Origin of the sequence: Variovorax sp. E3 (genome assembly GCF_016082275.1) — a bacterium.
Lineage (GTDB): Bacteria > Pseudomonadota > Gammaproteobacteria > Burkholderiales > Burkholderiaceae_C > Variovorax.
Map to the genome: position 1 here is coordinate 1 of NZ_MOWM01000204.1, position 11441 is coordinate 11441.

The 11441-nt window shown below is 67.2% G+C and carries 11 protein-coding genes and 1 pseudogene; 4 read left to right on the forward strand and 8 right to left on the reverse strand.

Translation table 11 applies throughout. The features are described from left to right. From BMG07_RS37060 to pncB, 6 genes and pseudogenes are all read right to left on the reverse strand, one after another. Positions 1 to 1373: MFS transporter (locus BMG07_RS37060; protein ID WP_198088665.1), on the reverse strand; the 1373-nt coding region annotated here is incomplete at its 3' end. Positions 1374 to 1486: 113 nt separating this feature from the next. Further along, positions 1487 to 2649 (reverse strand): annotated as a pseudogene (locus BMG07_RS37065) (MFS transporter). After that, positions 2646 to 4013 carry a DNA recombination protein RmuC gene (locus tag BMG07_RS37070; protein WP_198088666.1) on the reverse strand — a complete coding sequence of 456 codons (1368 nt, stop codon included), beginning with the start codon at positions 4011 to 4013 and terminating at the stop codon, positions 2646 to 2648. Before BMG07_RS37070 ends, BMG07_RS37065 begins: the two are co-directional and overlap by 4 nt. A gap of 17 nt (positions 4014 to 4030) precedes the next feature. Further along, the gene (locus BMG07_RS37075) at positions 4031 to 5026 is read right to left on the reverse strand and encodes a D-glycerate dehydrogenase (RefSeq protein ID WP_198088667.1); all 996 of its coding nucleotides are present in this window, start codon (positions 5024 to 5026) and stop codon (positions 4031 to 4033) included. A 32-nt stretch (positions 5027 to 5058) separates the two neighbouring features. Then, positions 5059 to 6471 carry a sodium:proton antiporter gene (locus BMG07_RS37080; protein WP_198088668.1) on the reverse strand — a complete coding sequence of 471 codons (1413 nt, stop codon included), beginning with the start codon at positions 6469 to 6471 and terminating at the stop codon, positions 5059 to 5061. 49 nt (positions 6472 to 6520) lie between these two features. Next, positions 6521 to 7741 carry a nicotinate phosphoribosyltransferase gene (gene pncB, locus BMG07_RS37085; protein WP_198088669.1) on the reverse strand — a complete coding sequence of 407 codons (1221 nt, stop codon included), beginning with the start codon at positions 7739 to 7741 and terminating at the stop codon, positions 6521 to 6523. A gap of 198 nt (positions 7742 to 7939) precedes the next feature. Here pncB and BMG07_RS37090 point away from each other — a divergent pair, with 198 nt between their 5' ends. Both BMG07_RS37090 and BMG07_RS37095 read left to right on the forward strand, forming a co-directional pair. Further along, a complete protein-coding gene (locus tag BMG07_RS37090) occupies positions 7940 to 8173 on the forward strand; it encodes a CsbD family protein (protein ID WP_057590415.1) in 234 nt (77 codons plus the stop codon). Positions 8174 to 8222: 49 nt separating this feature from the next. Continuing rightward, positions 8223 to 8630: a hypothetical protein gene (locus tag BMG07_RS37095; protein WP_198088670.1), complete on the forward strand. Its 408-nt coding sequence runs from the start codon at positions 8223 to 8225 to the stop codon at positions 8628 to 8630. A 62-nt stretch (positions 8631 to 8692) separates the two neighbouring features. Here BMG07_RS37095 and BMG07_RS37100 read toward each other — a convergent pair whose 3' ends face one another. Together BMG07_RS37100 and BMG07_RS37105 are read right to left on the reverse strand one after the other, a co-directional pair. Then, positions 8693 to 9139 (reverse strand): thioesterase family protein, encoded by a 447-nt coding sequence (locus tag BMG07_RS37100; RefSeq protein ID WP_198088671.1) that lies wholly within the window; start codon positions 9137 to 9139, stop codon positions 8693 to 8695. Beyond that, entirely contained in the window at positions 9136 to 10071 is a 936-nt protein-coding gene (locus tag BMG07_RS37105; protein ID WP_198088672.1) for a histone deacetylase, read from the reverse strand. The genes BMG07_RS37100 and BMG07_RS37105 overlap by 4 nt, the downstream gene beginning before the upstream one ends. 175 nt (positions 10072 to 10246) lie before the next feature. On the opposite strand from BMG07_RS37105, the gene BMG07_RS37110 reads away from it, so the two are divergent. Together BMG07_RS37110 and BMG07_RS37115 are read left to right on the forward strand one after the other, a co-directional pair. Continuing rightward, on the forward strand, positions 10247 to 10798 hold the full coding sequence (locus tag BMG07_RS37110; protein ID WP_198088673.1) for a phasin family protein: 552 nt from the start codon (positions 10247 to 10249) through the stop codon (positions 10796 to 10798). 130 nt (positions 10799 to 10928) lie between these two features. Next, on the forward strand, positions 10929 to 11441 hold a 513-nt coding region (locus BMG07_RS37115), incomplete at its 3' end, for an SDR family NAD(P)-dependent oxidoreductase (RefSeq protein ID WP_198088674.1).

Sequence of the window (11441 nt, forward strand, 5' to 3'; positions counted from 1 at the left end):
AGCGCACGCAGGTCGTGCCGCCCCACGGCCGCCGTCGCCGCCTGCTGCGCCCCCGACGACATGCCCGCCTGCGCGAGCGCATCGGCCAGCAGCGACGTGGCGCGCGTGCTCATCAACGTGCCGAGCAGCGCGATGCCGATCAGCATGCCGGCTTGCCGCAGCGCGTTCATCGTCGCCGAGGCCATGCCCGAGCGCTGGGCCGGCACCGACGCCATCACGGCCGTGCTGGTGGCCGGCACCGCGAGCCCCGCGCCCGCGCCGAGGAACACGAACAGCAGCGCCAGCAACACATAAGGCGTGTCGGCCGAGAACAGCGTCAGCAGCAGCATCGAGCCGCCGATGAGCGTGTAGCCCGCGACCATCAGCGTGTGCACGTCGAAGCGCCGCGCGAGGCGGCCGAACTGCGACGCGACAACACCCGTCGCCACGAACTGCGGCACCAGCCGCCAACCGGTGTCGCTGGGCGACCAGCCCTGCACCTGCTGCAGGAACAGCGAGAAGAAGAACAGGCTCGCGTACGACGAGAACCCGAGCACGAACGACGCAAAGTTGGTGACCGAAAAGCGCGCGTCGCGGAACAAGCCGAGCGGCAGCAGCGGCCGCGCCACGCGCGCCTCCACCATCAGGAACAGCGCGAGCCCGATCACCGCCGCGACCAGCGCCGAGGCCGCCTGCACCGAGCCCCAGCCGTGCTCGCCCGCCGCGATCAGCCCGTAGGTCAGCGCGCCCAGCCACAGCACGCTGAGCACCTGCCCGACCGGGTCGAGCGCCGCGTGCTCGGGGTGCGAAGTCTCCTGGATGCCCCACAACCCCAGCCCCACCGTCAGCAGCCCGATCGGCAGGTTGATGAGGAAGATGCTCTGCCAGCCCGCGTGGTCCACCAGCAGCCCGCCGAGCATCGGCCCGAGGATCAGCGACAGCGCCGTGAACGACGACCAGCCGCCGATCACCCGCGCCCGGCTCGCAGGCTCGGGGAACGCATGCGCCAGCAGCGACAGCGCGCCCGGAATCAGCAGCGCGCCGGCCACGCCCTGCACCGCCCGCCCCGCCAGCAACGTGGGCAGGTTGGCGGCCATGGCGCACATCGCCGAACCGATGGTGAACACGATCACGCCCGCCAGCCACGCGCGCTTGCGGCCGTAGCGATCGCCGAGCGGGCCGGCCGAAAGCATGAATGCCGACAGGCACAGCGCGTAGATGTCGATCACCCACTGCAGGCCGGCCAGGTCGGTGGAAAGCGCGCGCTGCAAGGTGGGCAGCGCAACGTTGACGATGCTCACGTCGAGCGTGGCGATGAAGCTGCCGAGGTACACGGCGGCGACGAGCGCAAGGCGGCGGCGCGGGTCGGCCGCCGCCGGAATGTGGGAGTCCATGGACGCCTTCAAGGTCGTTGAAGAAGGCGCCGATACTGACTTCAAGTCAGTTAAATGTCAATCAAATGAGAATTTATCGCATTTGAGAAAGTGGGTTTGCCGCCATCGCCAGGTCAGACCTTCAAACCCCATGTAGCGCGCGCGCCCACCGCCAGCACGCCGCCGACCACCCAGAACACGCCCGCGATGCCGATCAGCGCGCCCAGCGAGCCGAACAGCATCGGCATGGCCACGCTCGATGCGTTGATGGTCATGAGGCGCAGGCCCAGCGCCTCGCCGTGCCGCGTGTGCGGCGTGATCTGGTGCAGCATGCTCATCACCATCGGCTGCACCGCGCCGAGCGCGAACCCGAGCATCACGGAGCACGCGCCCATGGTCCAGGCCGAATCGAGCAGCGGATAGATCGCGAACATCAGCGCCGTGATCACGGTCGAGGTAAGGATCACGCTGCGCTCCGACGCACGCGAGGCGATCAGCGGCAGCACCACGCGAATGACGGCCGCGGCCACCGCGAAGGCGCCGAGGATCGAGCCGATCACCGACGCGCTGATGCCCCGCTCGTGCCCCAGCACCGGCAGCACGAAGGCATGCACGTCCCAGCTCGACGACTGCAGCCAGTTCACGAACAGCAGGCGGCGGAACATCGGCTCGCGCAGCAGGTCCCAGGCCCGCGTGGGCGCGCGCCCGCCACCGGCGGCGTGCGCGGCGGTTCGTGCGCGCCGCGCGCGAGCAACCAGCAGATGACGGGCAACCCCGCCATCACCGCGAAGCAGATGCGAAACGCCAGCATGTCCGCGGGCGCGCGGCCCGCGTGGTCGATCAGCATGCCGGCCAGGAACGGCCCGACAAAATTGGCCGCGGCCGGCGCGATGGCGAGCCAGCTGAACACGCGCTTGAGCTGCGTCGCATCGTGCGCCGAGCGGCCCACGTGCCGCTGCAGCGCAATGACGGTCGCGCCCGTGGCGCCGCCGGTCAGCAGGGCCGACAGGCACATCACCGGAAAGATCGGAAAGACCACCACCAGCCCAGCGCCGAGCGCCGCCGCGATGACCGACAGCCACAGCGGCCGCTTGAACCCGTGCCGGTCGGCAAAGCGCCCCGCGGGCAGCGCCAAAAACACCTGGGTCAGCGCGAACAGCGAAATCAGCACGCCGACAGCGGCGGCGCTGTAGCCCTGCTGCAGCGCCAGCAGCGGTGTGGCCAGGCGCATGCCGGCCATGGTGGCATGCAGGCAGACCTGAGCGCCGATGACACGAAGAAGCTCTGAACCTTTCACGGGGTGTCGTCGCCCTCGCTGTCGGCGGTGGGCGGCAACAGCGCCTGCGACTGCGCTTCGGGCAGGGCCTCGACCTTGCGCAGCGCCAGGCGCATCTGCTTGGCGCGCGTGTCGGCCTTGTCGAGCGTGTCGGAGGCCTTGGCCACCTGCTCCTTGATGCGCGAGACCCATTCACCGTAACGCTCGAACTCGGTCTTCACTGCCCCCAGCACCTTCCAGACCTCGGAGGCCTGCTGCTCCAGCGCGAGCGTGCGAAAGCCCATGTGCAGGCTGTTGAGCATGGCCAGCAAGGTGGTCGGTCCGGCCAGCGTCACGCGATGCTGGCGCTGGATGGCGTCCATCAGGCCGGGGCGGCGCAGCACTTCGGCGTAAAGGCTTTCGACTGGCAGGAAGAGGATCGCGAAGTCGGTGGTGTGCGGCGCCGCGAGGTAGTTGTCGGCGATCGACCTGGCCTCGGTGCGGATGCGCGCTTCGAGCGCCTTGGCGGCCAGCTCGGCGCCGGCGGCATCGGCGCGCTCGTGCGCGTCGATCAGGCGCTCGTAGTCGTCGCGCGGAAACTTGGCGTCGATGGGCAGCCACACCGGCGCGCCCTCCTCGCCCCGCCCCGGAAAGCGGATGGCGAAGTCGACACGCTGGCCGCTGCGCGGCTTGGTCTCGATCTGCTTGGCGTACTGGTCGGGCGTGAGCACCTGCTCGAGCAGCGCCTCCAGCTGCACTTCGCCGAACACGCCGCGCGTCTTCACGTTGGTCAGCACGCGCTGCAGGCTGCCGACGCCCACGGCCAGCGTCTGCATTTCGCCGAGGCCCTTGTGCACCTGCTCGAGCCGGTCGGCCACCTGCTTGAAGCTCTCGCCCAGGCGCGTTTCGAGCGTGCTCTGCAGCTTCTCGTCGACGGTCTTGCGCATTTCGTCGAGCTTGGCGGCGTTGGTCTGCTGCAGTTGCGCGAGCTGGGTTTCCATGGTCGCGCGCACTTCCGACAGGCGGCGCGCATTCGATTCGCTCAGGCCCTGCAGCTGCGTGTTGAGCGTGTCGGCCAAGGTCTTCTGCAGCGACGCGAGCTGCAGCGAGAAGGCGTCCAGCTGTGCGTTCTGCGTGCGCGTGGCTTCGGCGCCCTGCTGCACCAGCGCGCGCTGGAAGGTGGCGAAGGCCTGCACGGTTTCCTGCCGCGCGCCGCGCGAGCTTTCGCCGATGTCGTTGCGCAGCTCGCGCTCGGTGCGCTCGTTGGCCGAGCCCATGGCGGCGAGCACGCGAAGCAGGTCGCCGTGGTCCGCGGGAGGCTGCCGGCGGGCCAGCAGCCAGATCACCAGCACGAGTTGGATGACCGCGAGTACGGCCAGTCCGATCAGAATCAGCGAAGTGTCCAAGGTCTGGGTGTCGACGCTTACTTCGGGGTGGCGGACACGGGAGGAACAGGCGTCACGGGCGTCAGCGGTCCCTTGCCGCCGAAGTACGCAATGAGATTGTCGGCCGCCAGGTCGGCCATGGCGCGGCGCGTGGGCACGGTGGCGCTGGCGATGTGCGGCGTGAGCACCACGTTGGGCACGGTCAGCAGGTCGGGGTGGACCTTGGGCTCGCCCTCGAACACGTCCAGGCCGGCGGCGGCGATGCGCTTCTCGCGCAGGGCCACGGCCAGCGCCGCGTCGTCGACGATGCCGCCGCGCGCGATGTTGATCAGCGTGGCGGTCGGCTTCATCAGCGCGATTTCGGCCGCGCCGATGGTGTGGTGCGAGGCCGCCGAATACGGCACCACCAGCACCACGTGGTCTGCCGTCTTGAGCAGCTCTTCCTTGCTCACGTAGCTGGCCTTGCACTCGGCTTCGAGCGCGGCGTCGAGCTTCGAGCGGTTGTGATAGACCACCTTCATGCCGAAGCCGTGCGCGCCGCGCTTCGCGATGCCCTGCCCGATGCGGCCCATGCCGATGATGCCGAGCGTGGAACCGTGGATGTCGGAGCCCGCGAACATGTCGAAGCTCCACTTCTGCCACTTGCCCGCGCGCAGGAAGTGTTCGCTCTCGGTGATGCGGCGCGCCGTGGCCATGAGCAGCGCGAAGCCGAAGTCGGCCGTGGTCTCGGTCAGCACGTCGGGCGCGTTGGTGCCCAGCACGCCGTGCGCGGCCATGGCGTCGACGTCGAAGTTGTTGTAGCCCACCGCCATGTTGGCGCAGATCTTCAGGTCGGGGCAGGCGTCGAGCACGGCGGTGTCGATGCGCTCGCTGCCGGTGGTGAAGGCGCCCTGCTTGCCCTGCAGCTTGGCGATCAGCTGGTCCTTGCTCCAGCTCTCGTCGGACTGGTTCGACTCGACCTCGAAGTGCTGCGACAGGCGCTCGATGGTCTCGGGAAAGATCGCGCGCGCGACCAGGATCTTGGGCTTGCTCATGGTGTTGTTGTCTCTTGCTCGAAAGAAGGGGGTCAGCGAAAGAAGATGAAGGTGGAGATGATGAACAGCGGCACCAGGATGCTCACCGACCACGCCATGTAGCCGAAGAAGCTCGGCATGGGCACGCCGCGGCTCTCGGCGATAGCCTTGACCATGAGGTTGGGCGCGTTGCCGATGTAGGTGTTGGCGCCCATGAACACCGCGCCCGCCGAGATGGCGGCCAGCGTGGTGGCATAGGTGGCCATCAGCGCGGCCGGGTCGCCGCCCGCGGTGTTGAAGAACACCAGGTAGGTCGGCGCGTTGTCCAGGAACGAGCTCAGCACGCCCGTCGCCCAGAAGTACATCGCCGGGTCGGGCTGGCCGTCGGCGCGCGTCACGGCCGAGACGATGGCGCCGAACGGGCCCTGCGTGCCGGCCTTGAGCATCGCGATCACCGGGATGATGGTCAGGAAGATGCCCGCGAACAGCTTGGCCACCTCGGCCATCGGGCCCCATTCGAACTGGTTGTCGGCGTGCACCTTGGCCGGCGTGATCTTCAGCGACAGCAGCGTGATGGCGATCAGGCCCACGTCGCGCACCAGGCCCGGCAGGCCGACGTGCGTGCCGAAGACGTCGAAGCTGACCGGCGACTTCCAGAAGCCGCTGAGCAGCACGAAGCCGACCACGCCGCCCAGCAGCCAGAAGTTGACCGCGCCGTCGAAGCCGATGCGCTTGGTGTCGGGCGTCGGGTCGACCGGCAGCACGCCTTCCTTGCGGTAGTAGTGACGGTCGATGACGTAGAACAGCGCGAGCAGCACGCCCACGATGAAGAGCGTGTCGGGCAGGATGTTCTTCGCGGTCCAGAAGAAGTCGACGCCCTTCAGGAAGCCCAGGAACAGCGGCGGATCCCCCAGCGGCGTGAGCGAGCCGCCCGCGTTGGAGACGATGAAGATGAAGAACACGACCACATGGACCCGGTGCACGCGGTTGTCGTTGGCGCGAATGAGCGGCCGGATCAGCAGCATCGACGCGCCGGTGGTGCCCATGAAGCTCGCGAGCACGGCGCCGATGGCCAGGATGCCCGTGTTGAGCCCGGGCGCGCCATGCAGGTTGCCCCGGATGTGAATGCCGCCCGCCACCGTGAACAGCGCCGTGAGCAAAATGATGAACGGGATGTACTCCTCGACCATCGCATGCACGAGCTGGGCGCCGGCCAGCGGCGCGCCGTAGGTCGCGGCAAAGGGCAGCAGGAAGGCCAGCGCCCAGACCGCCGCGATCTTGCCGTAGTGGTGGTGCCAGAAACTGGGCGCCAGCAGCGGGAACAGCGCAATCGACAACAGGATGCCGGCGAACGGCACACCCCACAGCGGCGACAGCGTGGCGCCGTTGAACTCGGCGGCCATGGCCAGCGCGGGGAACATCAGCGGCAGCAGCGCGGCCGCTGCAAGGCGAAGAGGCTTTTTCATGGGGCCGTACCGTACCAGACGGGGGCGGTGCGGAGCATGGGTACAGCCTTCAAACGGGGGGTTGTTCGATCTCGAAGACCTGCCGCAGGTAGGCCAGGTATTTCTCGTCCTCGCACATGTTCTTGGATGGCGTGTCCGACAGCTTGGCCACCGGCTGGTCGTTGCAGTGGATCATCTTGATGACGATCTGCAGCGGCTCGTAGCCCACGTCGTTCGTGAGGTTGGTGCCGATGCCGAAGGCCAGCTGGCAGCGCCCCCGGAATTGCTGGTAGAGCTCGATGGTGCGCGGCACCGTGAGGCCGTCGCTGAAGATCAGCGTCTTGGTGCGCGGGTCGACCCGGTTGGCGATGTAGTGGGCCAGCATGCGCTCGCCCCACTGGAACGGGTCGCCGCTGTCGTGGCGGGCGCCGTCGAACAGCTTGCAGAAGTACAGGTCGAAGTCGCGCAGGAAGGCGTTCATGCCGTACACGTCGGACAGCGCAATGCCCAGGTCGCCGCGGTACTCGCGCGCCCAGCTCTCGAAGCCGAAGATCTGGCTGTCGCGCAGCCGCGGGCCGAGCGCCTGGCAGGCCTGCAGGTATTCGTGCGCCATGGTGCCCAGCGGAATCAGGCCCAGCTTCATGGCGTACAGCACGTTGCTGGTGCCCGCCAGTTGCGGCAGCCGCGCGCCCGTGGGAGCCTGCACCGCCGGCGGGGTGACGGCGCCCAGGCGCGCGGTCAGGGTACGCAGCACCTCTTCGTGCCAGTCCTTCGAGAAGCGGCGGCGCGTGCCGTAGTCGGCGATCTTGAGGTCGGAAAGGCCTTCGTCCTGCAGCTGCGAGATCTTGGTTTCGAGGCGGCGGCGGCCTTCGTCGAAGTCGGGCTTCTTCTGCGTGTTGCGGAAGTAGACCTCGTTGACGATGGCCAGCACCGGGATCTCGAACAGGATGGTGTGCAGCCACGGCCCCTTGATGCGGATCTCGAGCTCGCCCGAGGGCTGGGGAATGATGTTGATGTACTTCTCGTTGAGCCGGAAGAGCCCCAGGAAGTCGACGAAGTCGCTCTTGATGAAGCGCATGGAGCGCAGGTAGGCGAGTTCGGCGTCGCGGAACTGCAGTGAACACAGGCTGCGCACCTCGTCGCGGATCTGGCCCGCGAACTGCGCCAGGTTGACGCCGGGGTTGCGGCACTTGAAGCGGTACTCGACCCGGGCCCCGGGAAAGTGGTGCAGCACGACCTGCATCATCGTGAACTTGTAGAGGTCGGTGTCGAGCAGGCTGTGAATGATCATGGTGCTGTACGCGGTGCTGTGCGATGCGGTGCTGCGGTGTCTCAAACTTTCGGCGTCCGTTCGATTATCACGGGGCGCGTCGGCCTCTGCCTACGGGGCCTGAACAGCACGTCCTACCGCTCGGGTAAATGCCGCGGGCGACATTGATTTCACGGCGGCGAAACAGCCCGCCGAATCAACCTCAGCAAGGAGATTCGCATGAACAAGGACACCATCGAAGGCAATTGGAAACAGCTCAAGGGCAAGGTCAAGGAGCAATGGGGGAAGCTGACCGACGACGACTTCGATGTCATCGCTGGCAAGCGCGACCAGCTGCTCGGCCGCATCCAGGAACGCCACGGCATCAGCCGCGACGAAGCCGAAAAGCAGGTCAAGGACTGGGAATCGCGCGACGGCCGCACGCCCGACGCCCTCTGGTTCGAACGCTACTGAGTCTTTCACCCCGACCCGAATTTCATCCACTCCCTCGAAGGAAAATCAAATGAAAAAACATCTGCTCATGCTCGCCCTCGCCTCCACCTGCTTCGTCGCCACGCAAGCCAGCGCGATGACCAAGGACGAGTACAAGGTCGCCAAGGAAAAGATCGAGGCCGACTACAAGGTCGCCAAGACCCAGTGCGACACCATGAAGGACAACGCCAAGGACGTCTGCCAGAAGGAAGCCAAGGGCAAGGAAGACGTGGCCAAGGCCGAGCTGGAACAGCAATACCAGCCGAGCGACAGCCACGCCCGCAAGGTGGCTGAAGAAAAGGTGAAGGCCACCTACGAAGTCGCGAAGGAAAAGTGCGACGACCAGAAGGGTGACGCCAAGGCTGCCTGCGTGAAGCAGGCCCAGGCCGACGAAGCCCAGGGCAAGGCCGACATCAAGGCCATGAAGAAGGCCATGTAAGGTCCGCCAGCCTGCAAAAGATCAACGGCGCCTCGGGCGCCGTTTGTCGTTGGGCGGTGTTTTCAGGCCTTGAGCGAGTCGACCACTTGCTGCAGGGCGTCCGGCAGCGGCACCGGGCGCTGGGTGGCGCGGTCGACGTAGACGTGGACGAAGTGGCCCTGCGCGGCGGCGGTGTCCGAGCCCTCGGCGAACAGCGCGATCTCGTAGCGCACGCTGGAGCGGCCGGCTTGCGCCACGCGGATGCCCGCCTCCACCGTCTGCGGGAACGCGATCGGCGCGAAGTAGTTGCACTGGGTCTCGACCACGAAACCGATGGTCTGGCCCCCGTGGATGTCGAGCGCGCCGCGCTCGATGAGCAGCGCGTTCACCGCCGTGTCGAACCAGCTGTAATAGACGACGTTGTTGACATGGCCGTACATGTCGTTGTCGGCCCAGCGCGTCGGGATGCTGCGAAAGGCGCGGTAGCCGGCGCGCGCGTGCGGTGTGGGTTTGGTGGGGGTGGCGCTCATCGCGCGGCATTTTGCCAGCGGCGCCAGTAGTCCAGCGCCACCCTGAAGGTGCCCAGCTGCACCTGCACCGTTTCGGCGATGTCGCTGGCGTAGCCGCCGGCCATCGCGAAAGCCACCGGCAGGCGGCGCTGCCAGGCCCAGTCGAACACGCGCCGGTCGCGCGCCTCGAGGCCGTCGAAACTCAGCTTGAGGCGGCCCAGCCGATCGCGCTCGAAGGGGTCGGCACCGGCGAGGTAGATCACGAGGCCGGGGGAAAAGCGCCGGTCGAGTTCTTCCAGGGCGTGCTCCAGCGCGGCGAGGTAGTCGGCGTCGCCGCAGCCGTCGGGCAACTCCACGTCGAGGTCGCTCGCCTCCTTGCGGAAGGGAAAGTTCTTCTGGCCGTGCAGCGACAGCGTGAACACGCTCGGGTCGTCCTGGAAGATGCTGGCGGTGCCGTTGCCCTGGTGCACGTCGAGGTCGATCACCGCCACCTTCAGCGGCTGCCCGGCGTCGGCGCGCTCGGCCTGCATGAGCCGGGCGGCCACGGCGGCGTCGTTGAAGACGCAGAAGCCGCTGCCCTTGCAGGCGTAGGCGTGGTGCGTGCCGCCGGCCATGTTGGCCGACACGCCCTGCGCGAAGGCCACGCGGCAGGCCGCGATGGTGGCGCCGGCCGACCGGCGCGAGCGCTCGACCATCGCCTCGCTCCAGGGAAAGCCGATCTCGCGCATCGCCTGGGGGCTGACATTGCCCGCGCTGACGTCGGCAATCCATTCGGCGGTGTGGGCCAGCGCCAGTTCGCTGTCGCTGGCGCGCGGGGCCGTGTCCATGCTGACGGCGGGCAACTGCTCGAGCAGGCGGTCGCGCAGCATGGCGTAGCGCGACATGGGAAAGCGGTGGCCCGCGGGCAGGGGCAGGACGAACTGGCCGGAATAGAAAGCGCGCATGGGCCGCATTCTCGGGTGGCGGGCCGAATTTAGAAGGCGGGTTCTAAATTGCTGCGGGGCAGCAAAAACCCCTTGATCGCAAAACTCAGCTGCCTATACTTGAGGCCATGCTGCACCGCAACATAGACGGCGAGACAGCGCAACGTGAACCGACCACTCAATCATCCCTTCTGGAGATTCTCAAATGGCCCTGACCGCTGACCAAATCCTCGCCGCCCAAAAAGCCAACCTCGAAACCCTGTTCGGCCTGACCACCAAGGCCTTCGAAGGCGTCGAAAAGCTGGTCGAACTGAACGTGACCGCTTCGAAGGCTGCCCTGGCCGAAGCCCAGAGCACCGCCCAAGCCGCCCTGAGCGTCAAGGACGCCCAAGAGCTGCTGACGCTGCAAGCCAGCCTGTTCCAGCCCCTGGCTGAAAAGACCGCTGCCTACAGCCGTCACCTGTATGACATCGCCCAAGGCACCGGCGCCGAATTCGGCAAGGCTTTCGAAGCCAAGGCCACCGAAGCCCAGCAAGCCTTCGTCGGCCTGGTCGACAGCGCTTCCAAGAACGCCCCCGCCGGCTCGGAAACCGCCGTCGCCGTGCTGAAGAGCGCCGTGGCTGCCGCCAACAACGCTTTCGAATCGGTTCAAAAGGCCGTCAAGCAAGCGTCGGACGTCGCCGAAGCCAACTTCAACGCCGTGTCGACCCAAGCCGTCGCCGCCGCGAAGACCGCGACCGCTTCGCGCAAGCGCTAAGCCGCCGACCACCACCAGTTGTCTCCTTGGGTCCTCACGGATCCAATTCAGGGCCTCATCTTCGGATGAGCCTTTTTTTTAGCCCGCCGGGCGTCTTCGATAATGCAAGGCTCATCTCAGGAGACTTTCAATGCAGATCGACGGCAAGGTTTTTATCGTGACTGGTGGCGCTTCGGGCCTCGGCGAAGGCACGGCGCGCATGCTGGCGGCCAACGGCGGCAAGGTGGTCATCGCCGACATGCAGGCTGACAAGGGCGAGGCCGTTGCCAAGGACATCGGCGGCGTGTTCGTCAAGTGCGACGTGAGCCAGGAAGCGGACGGCCAGGCCGTGGTGGCGGCCGCCCTCAAGCTGGGCAAGCTGGTCGGCCTGGTCAACTGCGCCGGCATCGCCCCGGCCGAGAAGACCGTGGGCAAGAACGGGCCGCACGCGCTGGCCGTGTTCAGCAAGACCGTCACGGTCAACCTGATCGGCAGCTTCAACATGATCCGCCTGGCGGCCGACGCCATGGGCAAGAACGAGCCCGAAGCCACCGGCGAGCGCGGCGTGCTGATTTCGACCGCCTCGGTCGCGGCCTACGACGGCCAGATCGGCCAGGCCGCCTATGCCGCCTCGAAGGGCGGCGTGGTCGGCATGACGCTGCCC

What these genes read in the sequence shown, in the direction of transcription:
- BMG07_RS37090 (WP_057590415.1), top strand. Translation starts at nt 7,940, where the DNA reads ATGAACAAGGACACCATCGAAGGCAATTGGAAACAGCTCAAGGGCAAG.
- BMG07_RS37110 (WP_198088673.1), top strand. Translation starts at nt 10,247, where the DNA reads ATGGCCCTGACCGCTGACCAAATCCTCGCCGCCCAAAAAGCCAACCTC.
- pncB (WP_198088669.1), bottom strand. Translation starts at nt 7,741, where the DNA reads ATGATCATTCACAGCCTGCTCGACACCGACCTCTACAAGTTCACGATG.
- BMG07_RS37100 (WP_198088671.1), bottom strand. Translation starts at nt 9,139, where the DNA reads ATGAGCGCCACCCCCACCAAACCCACACCGCACGCGCGCGCCGGCTAC.
- BMG07_RS37095 (WP_198088670.1), top strand. Translation starts at nt 8,223, where the DNA reads ATGAAAAAACATCTGCTCATGCTCGCCCTCGCCTCCACCTGCTTCGTC.
- BMG07_RS37105 (WP_198088672.1), bottom strand. Translation starts at nt 10,071, where the DNA reads ATGCGGCCCATGCGCGCTTTCTATTCCGGCCAGTTCGTCCTGCCCCTG.
- BMG07_RS37075 (WP_198088667.1), bottom strand. Translation starts at nt 5,026, where the DNA reads ATGAGCAAGCCCAAGATCCTGGTCGCGCGCGCGATCTTTCCCGAGACC.
- BMG07_RS37080 (WP_198088668.1), bottom strand. Translation starts at nt 6,471, where the DNA reads ATGAAAAAGCCTCTTCGCCTTGCAGCGGCCGCGCTGCTGCCGCTGATG.